The sequence below is a fragment of the Polaromonas sp. genome (genome assembly GCF_049790275.1).
Taxonomy (GTDB): Bacteria; Pseudomonadota; Gammaproteobacteria; order Burkholderiales; family Burkholderiaceae_C; genus Polaromonas.
This window is the reverse complement of the sequence record NZ_JBAQYR010000088.1, coordinates 17,620-35,942: the sequence shown is the minus strand read 5'-3', so window position 1 is coordinate 35,942 and position 18,323 is coordinate 17,620. Positions and strand designations below refer to the sequence as shown.

Annotated in this window: 15 protein-coding genes; 11 read left to right on the top strand and 4 right to left on the bottom strand. The window is 62.2% G+C overall.

Annotated elements, in window-relative coordinates:
- Positions 1-130 precede the first annotated feature (130 nt).
- Together WA904_RS11780 and mdoH are read left to right on the top strand one after the other, a co-directional pair.
- On the top strand, positions 131-1,708 hold the full coding sequence (locus tag WA904_RS11780; RefSeq protein WP_425197312.1) for a glucan biosynthesis protein G: 1,578 nt from the start codon (positions 131-133) through the stop codon (positions 1,706-1,708).
- Positions 1,684-3,681 (top strand): glucans biosynthesis glucosyltransferase MdoH, encoded by a 1,998-nt coding sequence (mdoH, locus tag WA904_RS11775; protein WP_425197311.1) that lies wholly within the window; start codon positions 1,684-1,686, stop codon positions 3,679-3,681. The genes WA904_RS11780 and mdoH overlap by 25 nt, the downstream gene beginning before the upstream one ends.
- A gap of 101 nt (positions 3,682-3,782) precedes the next feature.
- Here the strand turns inward: mdoH and ffh are convergent, their stop codons facing one another.
- Positions 3,783-5,141: a signal recognition particle protein gene (gene ffh, locus WA904_RS11770; protein WP_425197310.1), complete on the bottom strand. Its 1,359-nt coding sequence runs from the start codon at positions 5,139-5,141 to the stop codon at positions 3,783-3,785.
- Between the two features lie 76 nt (positions 5,142-5,217).
- Here ffh and WA904_RS11765 point away from each other — a divergent pair, with 76 nt between their 5' ends.
- The 9 genes from WA904_RS11765 to WA904_RS11725 all read left to right on the top strand — a co-directional run bounded on the left by WA904_RS11765 (position 5,218) and on the right by WA904_RS11725 (position 15,272).
- The gene (locus WA904_RS11765) at positions 5,218-6,018 is read left to right on the top strand and encodes a cytochrome C assembly family protein (RefSeq protein ID WP_425197309.1); all 801 of its coding nucleotides are present in this window, start codon (positions 5,218-5,220) and stop codon (positions 6,016-6,018) included.
- Positions 6,015-6,254, top strand: coding sequence for a PP0621 family protein (locus WA904_RS11760; protein ID WP_425197308.1), 240 nt, complete (start codon positions 6,015-6,017; stop codon positions 6,252-6,254). Before WA904_RS11765 ends, WA904_RS11760 begins: the two co-directional genes overlap by 4 nt.
- Entirely contained in the window at positions 6,251-7,981 is a 1,731-nt protein-coding gene (locus WA904_RS11755; protein WP_425197307.1) for an ATP-binding protein, read from the top strand. Before WA904_RS11760 ends, WA904_RS11755 begins: the two co-directional genes overlap by 4 nt.
- A gap of 15 nt (positions 7,982-7,996) precedes the next feature.
- Positions 7,997-9,388: a sigma-54-dependent transcriptional regulator gene (locus WA904_RS11750; protein WP_425197306.1), complete on the top strand. Its 1,392-nt coding sequence runs from the start codon at positions 7,997-7,999 to the stop codon at positions 9,386-9,388.
- The gene (ampD, locus tag WA904_RS11745) at positions 9,375-9,962 is read left to right on the top strand and encodes a 1,6-anhydro-N-acetylmuramyl-L-alanine amidase AmpD (RefSeq protein ID WP_425197305.1); all 588 of its coding nucleotides are present in this window, start codon (positions 9,375-9,377) and stop codon (positions 9,960-9,962) included. The genes WA904_RS11750 and ampD overlap by 14 nt, the downstream gene beginning before the upstream one ends.
- 409 nt (positions 9,963-10,371) lie before the next feature.
- On the top strand, positions 10,372-13,278 hold the full coding sequence (locus WA904_RS11740; protein WP_425197304.1) for a ribonucleoside-diphosphate reductase subunit alpha: 2,907 nt from the start codon (positions 10,372-10,374) through the stop codon (positions 13,276-13,278).
- A gap of 134 nt (positions 13,279-13,412) precedes the next feature.
- The gene (locus WA904_RS11735) at positions 13,413-14,618 is read left to right on the top strand and encodes a ribonucleotide-diphosphate reductase subunit beta (protein ID WP_425197303.1); all 1,206 of its coding nucleotides are present in this window, start codon (positions 13,413-13,415) and stop codon (positions 14,616-14,618) included.
- A 37-nt stretch (positions 14,619-14,655) separates the two neighbouring features.
- Positions 14,656-14,790, top strand: coding sequence for a hypothetical protein (locus WA904_RS11730; protein WP_425197302.1), 135 nt, complete (start codon positions 14,656-14,658; stop codon positions 14,788-14,790).
- 14 nt (positions 14,791-14,804) lie between these two features.
- Positions 14,805-15,272 (top strand): histone H1-like DNA-binding protein, encoded by a 468-nt coding sequence (locus WA904_RS11725; RefSeq protein ID WP_296922388.1) that lies wholly within the window; start codon positions 14,805-14,807, stop codon positions 15,270-15,272.
- A 131-nt stretch (positions 15,273-15,403) separates the two neighbouring features.
- On the opposite strand, the gene WA904_RS11720 is transcribed toward WA904_RS11725, so the two are convergent.
- Genes WA904_RS11720 through prmA form a run of 3 tightly spaced genes read right to left on the bottom strand, consistent with a single transcriptional unit; the run spans position 15,404 to position 18,300 of the window.
- Positions 15,404-16,306, bottom strand: coding sequence for a carbohydrate kinase family protein (locus WA904_RS11720; protein WP_425197301.1), 903 nt, complete (start codon positions 16,304-16,306; stop codon positions 15,404-15,406).
- Between the two features lie 16 nt (positions 16,307-16,322).
- The gene (locus WA904_RS11715; RefSeq protein WP_425197300.1) at positions 16,323-17,366 is read right to left on the bottom strand and encodes a DUF3426 domain-containing protein; all 1,044 of its coding nucleotides are present in this window, start codon (positions 17,364-17,366) and stop codon (positions 16,323-16,325) included.
- Between the two features lie 43 nt (positions 17,367-17,409).
- Entirely contained in the window at positions 17,410-18,300 is an 891-nt protein-coding gene (prmA, locus tag WA904_RS11710; RefSeq protein ID WP_425197299.1) for a 50S ribosomal protein L11 methyltransferase, read from the bottom strand.
- Positions 18,301-18,323: the final 23 nt, after the last annotated feature.

The window sequence follows — 18,323 nt, the reverse complement described above, 5'->3', positions numbered from 1 at the left end:
AGGCGACAGAAAACGGGGGTAAACCCGCTGTTTTGCCTCTCCCCATCGGGCACAAATCGATGAAATTGATTTAAACCGTTGATTTAAAAAGGTTTTTCCAGGTTGGCACAGGGTTTGCCCTAGTCAACCGATGCAAGCTGTTTTACCCCACCCCGCCGTACCGCCCTTCTGGGCGTTGTCGGCCCGCCTTTTCGCCCTGCTCGGACTGTGTTCAGGACTGGCCAGCGCCCATGCCTGGTCACTGGATGATGTTGCCAAGCTGGCCCGCGAACGGGCCAATACACCCCGTCAACAGGGGCGTCCCGCATTGCCGGCAGAACTGGTCGGCATGGAATACGACGCCCTGCGCGACATCCGCTTCAAGGACGACAAGGCTTTGTGGCGGGCTGACCAGCTGCCCTACGAGGCCAAGTTTTTCCATGTCGGCCGGCAGGCCGAACCGGTGCGTATCCACGAGTTGTCTGCCGTGGGCAACAAGACCCTGCCTTACAGCGCCGACAACTTCACCTACGGGAAAAACAAGCTGGAGCCGGCGCGCTGGGGCGACATCGGGTATGCCGGTTTTCGCATCCACACTGCGCTGAACTCGCCGGCCTACAAGGACGAACTGATTACCTTCCTGGGTGCCAGCTATTTTCGCGCCCTGGGCGCCGGCCAGCGTTATGGCCTGTCGGCCCGCGGGTTGGCAGTCGACCCGACCGGCGCAAAACAGGAAGAGTTTCCGCGCTTCACGGATTTCTGGCTGGAAAAACCGGCCGCCGACGCCAAGCAGATCACGGTCTACGCGCTGCTGGATTCGGCGCGCATGACCGGCGCCTACCGCTTTGACATCCGCCCCGGCGAGCAGACCGTCACCGAAGTGCATGCCCGCATCTTCATGCGTGCGGGTGCCGGCCCCCGCGTCGCCACCCTGGGCGTGGCGCCGCTGACCAGCATGTTTTACTTCGGTGAAAACCAGCCCCGTCCCGGCGACTTCCGGCCCGAAGTGCATGATTCGGACGGCTTGATGGTCGCCACCGGTGACGGTGAATGGCTGTGGCGTCCGCTGCAAAACCCGGCCTCACCGCTGGTGTCTTCCTTCGGCATGAAAAGCCTCAAGGGCTTTGGCCTGATGCAGCGTGACCGCGTCTTCAGCAGTTACGAAGACACCGAAGCCAGTTATGAACTCAGGCCCAGCGCGTGGGTCACCCCGCTGGGCGAGTGGGGTGCAGGCCGTGTCGAGCTACTGCAGTTCGGAATACCCGACGAAACCCATGACAACGTTGCCGCCTATTGGGTCCCGGAAAACATGCCGGCACCCGGCCAATCACTGGATATTGCTTACCGGATCGCCTGGCAGGGAAAAAACCAGCAACGGCCGCCGAACGGCTGGGTCACCCAGTCACGCCGCGGCATCGGCTTCAGCAAGCTCAACGCCGAGGAGCTGGGCCGGCAAACACAGTTTGTCATCGACTTTGCCGGACCCGCACTGGACGCTCTGCCCGCAGACGCCCAGGTCAAGGCCATCACCACGGCCAGCAGCAACGCCCGCGTGCTGGAAAGCATCGCCCACCGGAATCCGGCTACCGGCACCTGGCGCGTCAGCCTGCGTGTGCAGCGACTGGACGCCTCTCCCAACCAGCCCGCCCAGCCGATTGAGCTGCGCGCCTTCCTCCAACACGACACCAACACACTGACCGAAACATGGACCAACCTGATCACACTCTGAACGCCCCGAACCCGGGCCGGCGCAGCTTGCTGCGCGAGGAACGCCATCCGAACTCCGTGACTGCGCCGCCGATACACCGCGGCAGCATGGTGCCGCGGCCATGGCGCGGTTTCTGGAACAGCCTGGGCACTGCCGTGCTGCTCCCGCTGCTGGGAAAAGGCGAAGCTGCGGCACCGCCCGCACCTGCCAGTGCAGAACGCCAGCCCTGGCAGCAGGCAGCCCGGCGCCGTCGCGCGGTGTTTGTGCTGCTGACCGTGCTCAGCACGGCAGTGGCCACCCGCCTGTTTGCCGGCATGCAGCCCGACTACGACAGCGCATGGCTGCAATACGGCCAGATCACGCTGTTTGCGCTTTTGTCCGCCTGGGTGGTGACCGGCTTCATGACGGCCATGATGGGTTTTTACGTAACGGTGCGCGGAGACAAACATGCGCTGTCGGCCAAAAAGGTGCAGCACCACACGCTGGCGGCAAGCACCCGTACGGCGATCATCATGCCGATCTGCAATGAAGATGTGCGCACCGTGTTTGCAGGCTTGCGCGCCACCTGCGAGTCGGTGGCCGCCACCGGACACGTCCAGGCCTTCGATGTATTTGTGCTGTCCGACACCAGCGATCCGGCCACCCAGAAATCCGAACGCGCCGCGTGGGAAGACCTGCGCACCCAGCTGGCCACCCATCCGGACCAGCCGCAAATCGAGGTCTACTACCGTCTGCGCAAACGCCGCACCGACCGCAAGGCCGGCAATGTGGCCGACTTCTGCCGCCGCTGGGGCAGGGACTACCGCTACATGGTGGTGCTCGATGCCGACAGCGTGATGAGCGGTGACTGCCTGGTGTCCATGGTCAAGCTCATGGAAGCCAACCCGACGGCCGGCATCATCCAGACCGCCACCCAGGCCATCGGCCACATGACGCTGCATGCACGCGCACAGCAGTTCGCCTCGCGTGTGACCGGCCGCCTGTTCACATTGGGCATGCAGTTCTGGCAAATGGGCGAGTCGCACTACTGGGGCCACAACGCCATCATCCGCATAGAACCCTTCATGCAGCATTGCGCACTGGCGCATATCTCCGGAACAGGCGGCATGTCGGGCAGCATCATGTCGCATGACTTTGTCGAAGCCGCGCTGATGCGCCGGGCCGGTTACCACGTCTGGCTGGTCGCGGACCTGGTGGGCAGCTACGAGCAGCAGCCGCCCGATTTGCTGGCCGAGCTGCAGCGCGACCGCCGCTGGTGCCAGGGCAACCTGCAGAACTCTCGCCTGATTGCCGAGCCCGGCATTCACCCGGTGCACCGCTCCATGTTCGGCACAGGTGCGATGGCTTACCTGTCGGCGCCTTTGTGGCTGTGTTTCCTCACGATGGGAACGGCACTCTGGCTGTCGGGCTCGCCCATGGTCAGCAACTGGGCGCTGCTGCCCGGCGAGCTGGTGACCTTGTGGGCCTGGACGCTGTGCATGCTGTTCCTGCCACGCGTGCTGGGCCTTGTCGCCGTGTTGATCAATCGCCAGCAGCAGGCCTACGGCGGCACGGCCAGCCTGCTGCGCAGCGCGTTGCTGGAAACACTGATCGCCCTGCTGCAGGCCCCCATCCGCATGCTGGCGCACTCGATGTTTGTGCTGGTCGCGCTGACCGGTCTCAAGCTGGAATGGAAATCGCCGCCGCGCGAAGCAGCAGCGGTTCCATGGCGCACCGCACTGCAGCAGCTCTCGCCCATGAGCCTGGTGATTGTTCTGCTGGCAGCCGGCATCACGCTGATTGACCCGAGCGCACTGGTCTGGCTGCTGCCCGTGGGCCTGCCCCTGCTGCTTGCCATTCCCATGACGGTGCTGACCAGCCAGGTGGGCATGGGCACCGCCATGCGCACCAACAACTATCTGCTGATTCCCGAAGAATCGAAATCACCGGCGGTTCTGCGCCGCGCCTGGCTGCATGCCAGCCAGCAACCACGGCGCAGGATCAGGGCCATCTGAATCTGCCGGGACGGCTCGAAACAAACGCTATGTATTTAATAGCTGCCTGCGCCCGCGGGATAAGGGCTGGGGTCTGTTTTCTCTTGTAGAAACGGGAGAAATCAGAACTTCGGCATGCCTTTCATGCCGCCCATGCGTTTCATCATTTTCATCATGCCGCCGCCCTTCATCTTTTTCATCATGCCCTGCATCTGCTCGAACTCGTTGAGCAGTCGGTTCACGTCCTGAACCTGCACGCCCGAACCGGCGGCAATGCGGCGCTTGCGTGTGGCTTTGATCAGTTCAGGCTTGCGGCGCTCCAGCGGCGTCATGCTCTGAATGATGCCTTCCTTGCGGCGAATGTCTTTTTCGGCCTTGTCCATGTCGACCTGGCCGGCCTTGGCCGCCATCTGCGCCGGCAGCTTGTCGAGCAGGCTGGACAGGCCACCCATGCTTTTCATCTGCTGCAGTTGGCTTAAAAAATCGTTGAGGTCAAAACCGCTGCCGGACTTCATCTTGGCGGCGAGTTTTTGCGCCGCCGCCATGTCCACGCCAGCCGTGACCTGCTCGACCAAAGCCACGATGTCGCCCATACCCAGGATGCGCCCGGCGTGACGCTGCGCATCGAAGACTTCCAGTCCGTCAATTTTTTCGCTGGTGCCCGAGAACTTGATCGGTGCGCCGGTAATCTGCCGCACGCTGAGTGCCGCGCCACCGCGCGAGTCGCCGTCGGTCTTGGTCAGGATGATGCCGGTCAGCGGCAGCGCTTCCTTGAAAGCTTTGGCCGTATTGATCGCGTCCTGGCCCTGCATAGCATCAACGACGAACAAGGTTTCGACCGGATTCAGCGCCGCGTGCAGACCCTTGATCTCAGCCATCAGGGCTTCATCAATCGCCAGCCGGCCCGCGGTATCGACCAGCAGCACGTCGAAGAAATGCTTGCGGGCATAGTCCAGGGCGGCCAGGGCGATGTCGACCGGCTTCTGGTCGGCCGAGCTTGGGAACCACTCGGCACCGGCCTGCTTCGTGACGGTCTTGAGCTGTTCAATGGCCGCGGGACGGTAGACGTCACCCGACACCGTCAGTACTTTCTTTTTACGCTTCTCGATCAGGTGTTTGGCCAGCTTGGCCGTGGTGGTGGTTTTACCAGCGCCCTGCAGGCCAGCCATCAGGATCACGGCCGGCGGCTGGGCCGCCAGGTTGATGTCGCTGACGCCCTCGCCCATGGTGGCTGCCAGCTCGCGGTTGACGATGCTAACCAGCACCTGCCCCGGCGACAGCGACGCCATGACCTCCTGGCCCAGCGCCTTCTCCTTGACGCGGGCGATGAAGTCGCGCACCACAGGCAAAGCCACATCGGCCTCCAGGAGTGCCATGCGCACCTCGCGCAGCATGTCCTGGACGTTGGACTCGGTGATGCGGGCCTGGCCTCGCATCTCCTGGACGAGACGGGAAAGTTTGTCGGTAAGGGCAGAGGCCATGAATAAGCTCCACAGCTGGAGCGAAAAGGAGGTGAAAGAAGGACCAGGCGTCTGGCCCAGAAGCTAAACTGTAGCCATGATTTTAACTTTGAGCGCCTCGTGGGGGCTGGCCATGGCCATAGGCGCCGCGCTGGCCTACGCCATTCTGGCGCTGGCCACCCCGCGTTTGAGCAATGGCGCCACGCGCGGCGTGCTGTTCATGGCCTGGCTGCTGCATGCCCTCACCCTGGCAGAAGGCCTGCTCGGTGATCCCCCGCGCTTTGGTTTCGCGCCAGCCCTGTCCATGACCGTCTGGCTGGTACTGAGCGTCTATGCCGTGGAAAGCCGGCTGTTTCCGCAACTCAAGGCGCGCTGGGCCCTGGCCGGCCTGGGCAGCGTCGCCGTCGCACTCGCGCTGGTATTTCCCGGGACCCCCTACCATGTGATCGCATCTCCCTGGCTGCCCCTGCACTGGGCACTGGGCATTGCTTCCTACGGGCTGTTCGCTGCAGCCGTGGTACATGGCTGGCTGATGAACCGGTCCGAACGCTCCATCCGTTCGGCCACGCAACCCGACACGGGCGTGCCACTGTTGACGCTCGAACGGCTGACCTTTCGTTTTGTACAGGCCGGCTTTGTGCTGCTGACCGCCACACTGCTGGTGGGCTGGCTGTTTGCCGAAACCCTTTATGGTCCCGGGCTGGCAGGGCAATGGAACCACAAAACCATTTTTTCGGTGCTGGCTTGGGTTACCTTCGCCGGCCTGCTCGCAGGCAGGGCGCGTCTGGGCTGGCGTGGACGCCAGGCGGTGCGGCTGCTCTATTTAGGGTCGGGCCTGTTGCTGCTTGGTTATGCGGGCTCGCGTTTTGTCCTTGAAGTCATTCTGAAGCGCGTATGAAATACCTGATCGTGATTGCGCTGGCGCTGGTGGTAGTCTGGATCTGGCGGAGCAACCGGCAGGCCGGACAACAGGACCGTCCGCCACGGCAGCCCGCCGTCCGCCCCGACCCGCCGGTCACCGAAGTGGTGGCCTGTGCAGTCTGCGCGGTACATCTGCCCCGTGCTGAAGCTCTTCCCGGCGGCCAGGGGTTTTACTGCAGCGACGCACATCGCCGGCAGGCTGAGGGCGGATGAGAAAAGACCCCGCCGAAGCACCCAGCTCCTGGTTCGGTCCGGTAGAAAAGCAGGCGGGCGCCTGGGAGTCGGAACCCGGCGGCGAATCTTTTGGCCGCCTGTGGCGCGCCTTCATGGCAGCGCGTGTCATGTTGGCCGGTGTGCTGCTCGCCCTGCAGGCATTCATTTATGCCTTGGGTCAACCGGTCGGCCAGGCCATGGCCACACTGTGTGTGGCCTATTTTGTGGCGACACTGGCGGTGCGTGTATGGGCACATCCGAAGCCGCCGGGCAGCAACTTCGACGCACAGTGGGTATCCACGGTCGGGGTCGATGTGCTGACGTTTTCGGCGCTCAATTTTCTGCAGTCCGGCGCCATCAACTACACCGCGCTGTTTGCCCTGCCGGTATTGCTGTCCTCTGTACTGGGGCCCATCTTGCTGGCGCTCGGCACCGCCGCGAGTGTGACGCTGCTGTTGCTGGCCGAGGCCTGGTGGTCTTCCCTGCAGTTGCAGGGCGATTCGACGGCGCGTTTTCTCCAGGCCGGCCTCAGCGGTTCCGGCTTTTTCATCATTGCCCTGCTGGCCAACCAGTTGGCCCTGCGCCTGTCGCGCGAAGAAAAGCGCGCCAGGAGCAGCCAGTCGGCCGCGCGCATGCAGACCCAGGTCAATGAATTGGTCATCGATACCCTGGTCGACGGCGTGCTGGTGATCGACACGCACGGCATTGTCCGGGCGGCCAACCCTGCCTCGCAGCGTTTGCTGGCCACCGAGGGGGCCGCCCGTTCAGCTCCTTTTGTACTGGCCGCTGAGGCGGCATGGCAACCACTGGCCGACCTGGCGCAAATGACCTTCGGGGAGCACAGCCCCCAACAGGCCGATGTGAGCCTGGAGCACGCCTCACGCCACGCCCGTCGCCTGCAGGTGCGCACGCGGCTGGCCGCCTCTCGCGATGGCTCGCACGAAAGCCTGTGTGTGATGTTTCTGGAAGACCTGCGTGAAATGGAGGCGCGGGTGCGTACGGAAAAAATGGCGGCAATGGGACGCATGTCTGCCGCGGTGGCCCACGAAATCAGGAATCCGCTGGCCGCCATCACGCAGGCTAACGCCCTGCTGGAAGAGGACCTGTCCGATCCCGGGCACCGGCAACTGACGAGCATGGTGCGGCAAAACGCGCAACGGCTTGCGCGGATTGTCGAGGAAATCCTCAACATCTCGCGTGTCCAGGAGCAGGCACCTCTGGAACAGACCGACAGCCTGCCGCTCGACGGTATGGTGCAGCAGATCTGCTCCGATTGGGCACAGCAAACCGCATCAGGTCACCGACTGCAGGTGCGCGCAGGCGCCGGGCGGACTGCCGTGTTGTTCGAAGCCGAACACCTGCGCCGCCTGATGGTCAATCTTCTCGACAATGCCGCGCGTTATGCCAGCGCAACGAACGGCGCCATACAGGTCGCCACCGACATCACGGCATCAGGACAAGCCCGGCTGTCCATCTGGAGCGATGGACAGCCCCTCGAAAAAACCGTGCAGTCGCATCTGTTCGAGCCCTTTTTCTCGTCGGAAAGCCGCTCCAGCGGCTTGGGCCTGTATATCTGCAGGGAACTCTGCGAACGCCACGGTGCACTGATAGGCTACCAGCGGGTCATGCACGGTACCGTGGAAGGCAACGAGTTTTTTGTCCTCTTCCGGTCCGCGCGGGCTGGAGAGGCTTTCCCCCGGACAGGTTTTGACACAATGTCGGTCTGAACTGACGAGCACACCATGACCCTCCCGACTCCGGCGCACATACTGGTGGTGGACGATGAGCCCGACCTGCGCACTCTTTACGAACTCACGTTGCTGCGCGAAGGTTATCGCGTCGAGGCGGCGTCCGACCTGGCCCAGGCACGCGCCCAGTTGCAACAACAGCGCTTCGACGCGGTGATCACCGACATGCGCCTGCCGGACGGGCTGGGACTGGAGCTGCTGCGTGACATGCTGGCCCAGCAACGCTCAGAGCGCTGTGTGGTCATCACAGCCCACGGATCTGCCGAAAACGCAGTGGAAGCGCTGAAGGCCGGCGCCTTTGACTACCTGACCAAGCCGGTGGACCTCAAGCAGTTCCGCAGCGTGGTGGCTGCGGCCGTCCAGGAACGCGGCAAACCCGACAGTGAAGCAGTCCCGGCCCTGGCGAAAGCAGCCCGGCCCGGGGAAGCGGCGCCTACCCTGCAACGCCTGGTCGGCGAATCGGCCGTGATGCAGGCGGTCAAGGCGCGCATCGTCAAGGTTGCCAGCAGCATGGCTCCGGTATTGATCCAGGGCGAGTCAGGCACCGGCAAGGAACTGGTCGCGCGTGCCGTGCACGACTGCAGCCATCGCGCGGCGGGACCGTTTGTCGCCGTCAACTGCGGGGCCATCCCGGAAAACCTGCTGGAGGCAGAGTTTTTCGGGGCACGCAAAGGGGCCTATACCGGCTCGGCACAAGACAGGCTGGGCTATTTTCAGTCAGCCAAAGGAGGCACCCTTTTTCTCGACGAAATCGGCGACCTGCCGCTGGCCATGCAGTCCAAGCTGCTGCGCGCGATTCAGGAGCGGGTCGTCCGGCCGCTCGGATCCACGCAGGAGGACATGGTCGACGTACGCATCGTCAGCGCCACCCACAAGGACCTGAGTGCGGCGGTGACGGCCGGTACCTTCCGTCAGGATTTGTACTACCGGCTGAACGTGATCGAAATCAGCGTGCCGCCGTTGCGCGAACGCCGTGAAGACCTGCCGGCCCTGTGCAAGGAGCTGCTGGGAAGGATTTGCAGGGAATCGGGTTTCGGCATGCCGGACATTTCAGGCCAGGTCCTGGCCACCTTGCAGCGACATCCCTTCAACGGTAATGTCAGGGAGCTCGAAAACATCCTGCACCGTGCCGTTGCGCTCGGTGACAGTGGCGACCTGCACCTCGAATCCCCGCCGGCCGAATATGTCGCCGTGCCGGAAAACCTCCAGGACTTCCTTGACGGACAGGAACGCAACATCCTGTCCAAGGTCCTGCAGGAAACCGGCTTCAACCGCACGGCGGCGGCGGCCAAGCTCGGTATCAGCCTGCGCCAGATCCGCTATCGCATCGCCCGCCTGAATATCGTGACGCCCAATGGCGATGAAGCGCCCGATGAGCAGGCCTGAAGCAGCGCAGGCGCTGTGGCGGCAAGGCTGGTACCGTTATGCCAGGTCGCTGGCTTCCCCCAACTTTGGTCCGCGCCCCACGGCAAGCGTCATCGACCTGATCGTTGTCCACTCGATCAGCCTGCCACCGGGTGAATTTGGCACCGGCCATGTGCAGCGCCTGTTCACCAACACGCTGGATTGGGATGCGCATCCCTATTTCCAGAGCCTGCGGGGGTTGCAGGTGTCCTCCCATTTCTTCATCACCCGCTCCGGCGAGCTGTGGCAGTTTGTCAGCTGCGATGCGCGCGCCTGGCATGCGGGCGAGTCCAGCTACCGCGGCAGGAGCAGTTGCAACGACGACTCGATCGGCATAGAACTCGAAGGGCTGGAAGGGGGGGAGTTCGAAGCCGCACAATACGAAACCCTGGCGAGCATTTGTTCGGCGCTGCTGCGCCATTATCCGGTGGCCTATCTTGCCGGCCACGAACACATCGCGCCCGGGCGCAAACTCGATCCGGGCGCAGGCTTCGACTGGACCAGGCTGCAAGCTTCGCTGGGTTTACCGGCTAAGTGTTTTCCCGCAAGGCCCTGACAGCCCTGGCGGTGCCAGCCCGGGCGCGGTCCGCGAATATCAGCGACCATCAGTACACCTGATCGCCTCGCAAGGCGCGTGAACACATGGTCGGACGCGTCCGGCCGATCAATGCCCAGCTTCGGGGCACCCAGGAAGACCCGGGCTTGTGCATTTTTTCCTGCAGAAAAAAGCCACAAAAAGTAACCCGCGCGTGACGGGGCGACGAAGGGCCGATACACTACCTGTAGTGCTTGAAATCACTCCAGACCCTAGGTATAGTGTCTTAGCCCATATTCCCCACGGATGGATTCAGGTGCTCACAGCCCAAGGAAAGCCCGCCACCAAGCCAGCCACAGGCAACAGTCCGCCCTTCGCCCTTCCCTGAATCACATCGAACTCACCAACAACAAAGCACAACGAGGAAAACATGCAAACAGCCCAACACGCAGCTCCCGCTCCCGCCGGCATGCCCGCCGCACCCCAGTCTCCTGCCAGCAGCGCCCACGCCAGTTCCCTGGCCCACTACCAGATCATTCGCCGCAACGGCGCCGTGGTTCCGTTTGAGCCGAACAAGATCGCCGTGGCGATGATGAAAGCCTTTCTGGCGGTGCACGGCACCCAGGGCGCGGCCTCGGCCAGCGTGCGCGAAACCGTCGACGGACTGACCCAGGCCGTCATGCGTGCACTGATGCGCTCACGTCCCGGTGGCGGCACCTTCCATATAGAAGACGTGCAGGACCAGGTCGAACTGGGCCTGATGCGCGGTGGCCATCATGAGATTGCCCGCGCCTATGTGCTGTACCGCGAAAAACGCACCCAGGAGCGCGCCCGCCAGCCGCAGACCCCGGTGACGCAGGCTCCGCAGCTGCACGTACTGGACGGCGGCCAGAAAATTTCCCTGGACATCGGCAAACTGCAGGCCCTGATCGAAGCGTCCTGCGCCGGACTGGGTGCCGATGTCAAGCCCGACCCCATCGTTGCCGAGACCATGCGCAACCTGTACGACGGCGTTCCCATCGACGAGGTCTACAAGGCCTCCATCCTGGCGGCCCGCACCCTGATCGAGAAGGACCCCGATTACACCTACGCCACCGCACGCCTGCTGCTGCACACCATCCGCCGCGAAGTGCTGGGCGAGGAAGTCACACAGGAAGACATGGCCACGCGTTATGCCGAATACTTCCCGGAGTTCATCGCCAAAGGCGTGGCGAACGAGCTGCTCGATGAAAAACTGCAGCAGTTTGACCTCGCCCGCCTCGGTGCCGCGCTCAAGCCCGAACGCGACCTGAAGTTTGACTACCTCGGCCTGCAGACCCTGTTCGACCGCTACTTCCTGCACGTGCGCAAGCAGCGCATCGAACTGCCGCAGGCGTTCTTCATGCGCGTGGCCATGGGCCTGTCGCTTGACGAGATCGACCGCGAAGCCCGCGCCATCGAGTTCTACGAAATCATGTCCTCGTTCGACTTCATGTCGAGCACGCCGACCCTGTTCAACGCCGGCACGCTGCGTTCGCAGCTGTCGTCCTGCTACCTGACCACGGTGGCCGACGACCTGGGCGGCATCTACGACGCCATCAAGGAAAACGCGCTGCTGTCGAAGTTCGCCGGCGGCCTGGGCAACGACTGGACGCCGGTGCGCGCGCTCGGTGCCCACATCAAGGGCACCAACGGCGAGTCGCAAGGCGTCGTGCCCTTTCTCAAGGTGGTCAACGACACCGCCGTGGCGGTCAACCAGGGCGGTAAGCGCAAGGGCGCGGTCTGCGCCTACCTGGAAACCTGGCACCTGGACATCGAGGAGTTCCTGGAACTGCGCAAGAACACCGGCGACGACCGCCGCCGCACGCACGACATGAACACCGCCAACTGGATTCCCGACCTGTTCATGCGCCGCGTGATGGAAAAAGGCAGCTGGACGCTGTTCTCGCCATCGGACACGCCGGATCTGCACGACAAGTTCGGCATCGAGTTCGAAAAGGCCTATACCGCCTACGAAGCCAAAGCCGAACGCGGCGAAATCAAGCCCGCCCGCAAGCTGCTGGCCATCGACATGTGGCGCAAGATGCTCTCGATGCTGTTCGAGACCGGCCATCCCTGGATCACCTTCAAGGACGCCTGCAATGTGCGCTCACCCCAGCAGCACGTGGGTGTCGTTCATTCGTCCAACCTGTGCACCGAAATCACGCTCAACACCAGCGACACCGAAACCGCGGTCTGCAACCTCGGCTCCGTGAATCTGGTGCAGCACCTGAAAGACGGCGCGGTCGACCACGAAAAACTCAAGAAAACCATCACCACGGCCATGCGCATGCTCGACAACGTGATCGACATCAATTACTACGCCGTCAAGAAGGCCCGCGACTCCAACATGCGGCATCGTCCGGTGGGCCTGGGCATCATGGGCTTCCAGGACTGTCTCTACGAGCTGCGAATTCCCTACGCCTCGGATGCGGCCGTCGAATTCGCCGACAAATCCATGGAAGCGGTCTGCTACCACGCCTACTGGGCCTCCACCGAGCTGGCAAAAGAGCGCGGCAAGTACACCAGCTACAAAGGCTCGCTGTGGGACCAAGGCATCCTGCCGCTGGACACGCTGGACCTGCTGGCCAAGCAACGCGGCGGGTATCTGGAAGTGGATCGCTCGGCCACGCTGGACTGGGACGCGCTACGTCAGAAGATCGCCAAAGACGGCATGCGCAACTCCAACTGCGTGGCCATCGCGCCGACCGCCACCATCTCCAACATCATCGGCGTCGATGCCTGCATCGAACCCTGCTTCGGCAACCTCTCGGTCAAATCCAACCTGTCCGGCGAATTCACCGTGATCAACCACTACCTGGTGCGCGACCTCAAGCGCCTGGGCCTGTGGGACGACGTAATGGTGGTGGATCTCAAACACTTTGACGGATCGCTGCGTCCCATCGATCGCGTTCCACAGGATGTCAAGGCGCTCTATGCCACGGCTTTCGAAGTCGACGCCACCTGGCTGGTCGAAGCGGCCTCACGCCGCCAGAAATGGATAGACCAGGCACAGTCCCTCAACATCTACATGGCAGGCGCCTCCGGCAAGAAGCTTGACGACACTTACAAGCTGGCATGGCTGCGCGGCCTGAAAACCACCTACTACCTGCGCACCATGAGCGCCACGCACGCCGAGAAGTCCACGGTGAAAGCCGGCAAGATGAACGCCGTCGCCTCCGGCAATACCAGTGACACCGGCAGCATGAATGCACTTGATGCGGCGGCAGCCACAGCGCAGGCGCAGATGAGTGCATCGCCTGCGACCGACATCAAGTTTTGCGCGATCGATGATCCTGGTTGTGAGGCTTGCCAATAACAAAAACGGATCAGCGCACCGGAATTTCCGGTGCCTGATTCGATGTAATTGAGCAACACTAATTTATAGCGATGTGAATGAACACTTTTCATTTTGTATCGCTGCTTTCATAATCCAACTTATTGGAAACACCTATGTTGACCTGGGACGAAGAAGCTAAACCATCGTTGCAAAAATCTTTGACCAGCGGCCTTCCTGAAGGCCGCTCGATGGAACTTCCGCCTCTTTCTTTGCAGTCCCATACTGCACCGCGCGTGCTGGACGACAGCGCCCTGGCCTCCTCAGGTACACGTGCAGCACCAGCAGTCGTTGCCCCGACAGCCCATCGCGTCAAGGCCGCTGACAAACGCATCATCAACGGCCAGACTGACGTGAACCAGCTGGTTCCGTTCAAGTACAAATGGGCCTGGGAGAAATACCTTGCGAGCTGCGCCAACCATTGGATGCCGCAGGAAGTGAACATGACGCGCGACATCGCGTTATGGAAAGACCCGAACGGCCTGACCGAAGACGAACGCCGCCTGGTCAAGCGCAACCTCGGCTTTTTTGTCACGGCCGACTCGCTGGCTGCCAACAACATCGTGCTGGGCACCTACCGCCACATCACGGCGCCGGAGTGCCGCCAGTTCCTGCTGCGCCAGGCGTTCGAAGAAGCCATTCACACCCACGCCTACCAGTACATCACCGAGTCGCTGGGCCTGGACGAAAGCGAGATCTTCAACGCCTACAACGAAGTGCAGTCGATCAAGGACAAGGACCAGTTCCTGATTCCCTTCATTGATGCCATCTCCGACCCCAGTTTCAAAACCGGCACCCAGGAAGCCGACCAGACCCTGCTGAAGTCCCTGATCGTGTTTGCCTGCCTGATGGAAGGCCTCTTCTTCTACGTCGGCTTCACGCAAATCCTCGCGCTAGGCCGGCAGAACAAGATGACCGGCGCGGCCGAGCAATACCAGTACATCCTGCGCGACGAGTCCATGCACTGCAACTTCGGCATCGACCTGATCAACCAGCTCAAGCTGGAAAATCCGTTGCTCTGGACCGCCGACTTCAAGGCCGAAATCAAGGCCCTGTTCATGAAGGCGGTCGAGCTTGAATACCGCTACGCAGAGGACACCATGCCGCGCGGCGTGCTGGGCCTCAATGCGTCCATGTTCAAGGGCTACCTGCGCTATATTGCCAACCGCCGGGCCACGCAGATCGGCCTGGAAACGCTATTTCCGAACGAAGAAAATCCGTTCCCTTGGATGAGCGAAATGATTGACCTGAAAAAGGAACGCAACTTTTTCGAAACCCGTGTGATCGAGTACCAGTCCGGTGGCGCTCTGTCCTGGGACTGAACAGGCAACAGGTACAACAATGATTTCCAGACTTGCAATGACCAACGACGCCACCGAAGAGTGCGCGCTGGGCTTTGCTCCCGTGTTCGCGGCGCTGGGCTCGGTTCGCCGACAGCCCAACGCCGTGAATCGCTTCGCGTACTCCAAACGTGAAGTGCTCTTTGCAATGTGATCAAGGAGAAAACTATGGCAACTGCGAAAAAATCTGCGGCTAAAAAAGCTGCTCCGAAGAAAGCCCCTGCTAAAAAAGTAGCGGCGAAAAAAGCGCCTGCTAAAAAAGTAGCAGCAAAGAAAGCCCCGGCCAAAAAAGCGCCAGCGAAAAAAGTAGCAGCTAAAAAAGCTCCTGCGAAAAAAGCGCCAGCGAAAAAAGCCCCGGCCAAGAAAGTAGCGGCCAAAAAGCCAGCTGCTAAAAAAGCAGCAGCGAAAAAGCCTGCGGCTAAAAAAGTAGCGAAAAAAGCGCCAGCGAAGAAAGCTGCTGCGAAGAAACCCGCTGCCAAAAAGCCAGCAGCCAAGAAAGCAGCGAAAAAGCCCGCTGCGAAGAAAGCCGCGAAAAAACCCGCTGCCAAAGCTCCTGCTGCACCGGCTGCCCCTGCGGCTCAGACTACTCTGAACCCGCAAGCTGCCTGGCCGTTTCCGACAGCCAGCAAGCCGTAATCAGTCAGGCACTTTTGCTTGGAGCCCGACATCGCAAGGTGCCGGGCTTTTTCTTTGGCTGAAAGAGTTTTTGAAGCAACGCAGGCAAGAAGCTATCAAATCAATAGCATCCTGCGCCCGTCGCTCATGGGCTAGAGGCCTGTTTGCGCAGATGTCAGCGTGTAGTTCTGGCCGCCCCGGTAGGCTATCTTGTGGGCGCCAACGCGATTACCCAGCTCGGCGCAGCGCGCCAGGGGCCAGCCCTTTTCGAGACCAAACAGCAACGCACCGCGGAAGGCATCGCCGCATCCCGTTGGGTCCACCACTTCGCTGGCTTTCACCGGCGCCACCAGTGTCTTCTCGCCGGCCACCCAGACTTCGCAGCCCTCGCCGCCCAGGGTCACGACCAGGCCCTCGACTTGCCGCGAGATCTCGGCGCAGGACAGCCCGGTACGGTCACACAGCAGCTTGGCTTCATAGTCGTTGACCGTGACCCAGGTTGCCAGCTCGACGAAGTGCGCCAGGTCCTTGCCGTCGAACATCGGCAGGCCCTGGCCGGGATCAAACACAAAAGGAATGCCGGCCGCCTTGAACTGTTCAGCGTGCTGCAGCATCGCGTCACGTCCATCCGGAGAGATGATGCCGATGTTGATGTCGGCCCGCGCCGCGATTTTCGTCGTGTGCGCCTGCCCCATGGCACCTGGATGGAAAGCGGTGATCTGGTTGTTGTCGCGGTCCGTCATGATCATGGCCTGGGCGGTATAGGTGTCGCCTACCTCACGGACAAATTCGGTACTGATGCCCAGTGTGTTCAGGCGCGCCACGTACTCTGCGCCGTCGCTGCCGACGGTGGCCATGGGCAAGGGCGTGCCACCCAGCTGCTGCAGGCTGTAGGCAATATTGCCGGCACAGCCGCCAAACTCCCGGCGCAATGCCGGCACCAGGAAAGACACATTGAGGATGTGCAACTGGTCGGGCAGGATCTGCTCGGCAAAACGCCCCTCGAAAGTCATGATGGTATCGAAGGCCAGGGAACCACAAATTACAGCAGGCATGGGTGTCTCAGTTCAGTCAGGGATAAAAAGCAAGGACGCGGTAACCTGCAATACGCAGCGGACCGGAGGGGATGATTGCAGGGGCCGGAGAGGTGCCGGACTCCGGCGGGGGTTTCGAAACGCCGATGGCGACCGCACCTGAAAATTCAGCGCCCGCTGCCAGTGTGGAGTTCGTTGCACCGAGTTCCGCGGGGGTCAACACACGCCGCAGCTGCGCCTGATCCTGGGTATCGGTCAAGGTCAGCTCCAGCGAAGGCAGGGCCAGCGCCATGGCACCCGCGTTCCTGATCACCACCTTGAGCCGGTAGGCATCCGTCGCCATCTTGTTGAAGGAAGAACTCTCGATCACCACCGACTCGATCTGTTGCGGCGGCCTGATCTCGCAATGCAGGTAGGCGCACAACGCATGCAGGCCCGGGCTGAGCCACGGCTGCGACACGGCCAGCGCATTTCTTTGAAACAGGGCAACCTGCAACAGCAGGACGGCCAGCAGCACACATGCGGCCAGGCCGAGTGCCCAGCGCAGTGCTGGCCGGCGCCAGAACGCATCGCGCCTGGCCTGGCGCACAAACGATACCTCGTGGGTACGGTCGGGTTCAGGTGCCTCCGACTCGCCAAAGGCGCTTTCCGTACGCATCGTTCGTGCTGCCGGAGGCACATCCACGGAAAAATCGGACGGCTCCGGGCTCACGGAAAACGCAAACACATCAGCGGCGAGGTCGGGAGAGGGAGAGACCTGGACCTCCGGCAAGGAAACAGGTGCAGCAGCGGGAAGCTCTTCTTCCTGCAGAACAACAGGCTCGACTGTTTCGGGGTCTGCAGAAGCTGCCACCAGCATGGGCGCCACGGCCGCAGCGCTGCCGGTTTCCTCCTGAGCGTCCTGCGAGGCGGCAATGGCACTCGAAGCTGATGCCTGGGACACGTAGGGCTGCAAATTGGCAGCGGCGTCGAAAACCTCGGAACAATGTCCGCAACGTACCCAGCCCTGCGAAATCTTGAGTTGGTCAGCCACGACTTTGAACATCGTGCCGCAGGCGGAACAGCGCGTAATCAGGCTCATTTAGTGCCGTATTGTACGGGGGCCACGCGGCGCAATGACCCGGTCAGAGCCTGGCTGTCATCAGGATCCAGCCCTCTTCCTGGTCAGCCACCTGCAGCTGGCAGTAAGGTGCATACGCGAGCTTGAGCTCGTCTGCCTGCCGCTCCAGAATGCCGGCCAGCACCAGTGCACCGCCGGGAGCCACGTGCGCGCACAGCAAGGGCGCCAGCACCTTGAGCGGCGTGGCCAGAATGTTGGCCAGCACGGTCTGGTAACTGCCTTCGGCCTTGTCGGGCAAGCCAACGTTCAGCGTGACGTGGTTGGCTTCGGCGTTGGCCCGCGTGGACTGCACGGCCGCTTCATCAATATCCACCGCGTCAATGGTTGCGGCACCAAACTTGGCGGCGCCGATGGCGAGAATGCCGGAGCCACAGCCGTAGTCGAGGACACGGCCCAAAGATTTTCCTGCAGCGCCCTGGCTGGCTATCCAGCGCAGGCACATGCGCGTGGTCGGATGTGTGCCCGTGCCGAAGGCCAGGCCAGGATCCAGACGGATCACCTGCTGCGCCTGCGCAGGCGGCTCGTGCCAGCTCGGCACAATCCAGAATTCGGGGGTGATTTCCACTGGCGCAAACTGGGACTGCGTGAGCCTCACCCAGTCCTGCTCGGGGACCGGTTGAATAGCCACCAGCCGGCAGCCGGCAAAAAAGTCCTGCGCGGCCAGTACAACGGCGGCGTCGCGCGCACCTGCCTCCTCCGAAAAAAGCGACACCACGCGAGAGCGTTCCCAGCCCGCTTTCGGCGGCGGCATGCCAGGCTCGCCGAACAGGGCCTGCTCGGCAGCGGTCTGTGCGTCGGCGTCTTCCACCGACACGCTGAGCGCATCCAGCGCATCCAGCGCTTCGCTGAGGGTTTCGACCTGAGCAACAGGAGCCAACAAGATCAGTTCAAACATAATTTATTGCCCGACGAGGCGCT

What these genes read in the sequence shown, in the direction of transcription:
- WA904_RS11750 (WP_425197306.1), top strand. Translation starts at nt 7,997, where the DNA reads ATGACCCTCCCGACTCCGGCGCACATACTGGTGGTGGACGATGAGCCC.
- ampD (WP_425197305.1), top strand. Translation starts at nt 9,375, where the DNA reads ATGAGCAGGCCTGAAGCAGCGCAGGCGCTGTGGCGGCAAGGCTGGTAC.
- WA904_RS11765 (WP_425197309.1), top strand. Translation starts at nt 5,218, where the DNA reads ATGATTTTAACTTTGAGCGCCTCGTGGGGGCTGGCCATGGCCATAGGC.
- WA904_RS11720 (WP_425197301.1), bottom strand. Translation starts at nt 16,306, where the DNA reads ATGCCTGCTGTAATTTGTGGTTCCCTGGCCTTCGATACCATCATGACT.
- WA904_RS11715 (WP_425197300.1), bottom strand. Translation starts at nt 17,366, where the DNA reads ATGAGCCTGATTACGCGCTGTTCCGCCTGCGGCACGATGTTCAAAGTC.
- prmA (WP_425197299.1), bottom strand. Translation starts at nt 18,300, where the DNA reads ATGTTTGAACTGATCTTGTTGGCTCCTGTTGCTCAGGTCGAAACCCTC.
- WA904_RS11735 (WP_425197303.1), top strand. Translation starts at nt 13,413, where the DNA reads ATGTTGACCTGGGACGAAGAAGCTAAACCATCGTTGCAAAAATCTTTG.
- WA904_RS11755 (WP_425197307.1), top strand. Translation starts at nt 6,251, where the DNA reads ATGAGAAAAGACCCCGCCGAAGCACCCAGCTCCTGGTTCGGTCCGGTA.
- mdoH (WP_425197311.1), top strand. Translation starts at nt 1,684, where the DNA reads ATGGACCAACCTGATCACACTCTGAACGCCCCGAACCCGGGCCGGCGC.
- WA904_RS11760 (WP_425197308.1), top strand. Translation starts at nt 6,015, where the DNA reads ATGAAATACCTGATCGTGATTGCGCTGGCGCTGGTGGTAGTCTGGATC.
- WA904_RS11740 (WP_425197304.1), top strand. Translation starts at nt 10,372, where the DNA reads ATGCAAACAGCCCAACACGCAGCTCCCGCTCCCGCCGGCATGCCCGCC.
- WA904_RS11730 (WP_425197302.1), top strand. Translation starts at nt 14,656, where the DNA reads ATGACCAACGACGCCACCGAAGAGTGCGCGCTGGGCTTTGCTCCCGTG.
- WA904_RS11780 (WP_425197312.1), top strand. Translation starts at nt 131, where the DNA reads ATGCAAGCTGTTTTACCCCACCCCGCCGTACCGCCCTTCTGGGCGTTG.
- ffh (WP_425197310.1), bottom strand. Translation starts at nt 5,141, where the DNA reads ATGGCCTCTGCCCTTACCGACAAACTTTCCCGTCTCGTCCAGGAGATG.
- WA904_RS11725 (WP_296922388.1), top strand. Translation starts at nt 14,805, where the DNA reads ATGGCAACTGCGAAAAAATCTGCGGCTAAAAAAGCTGCTCCGAAGAAA.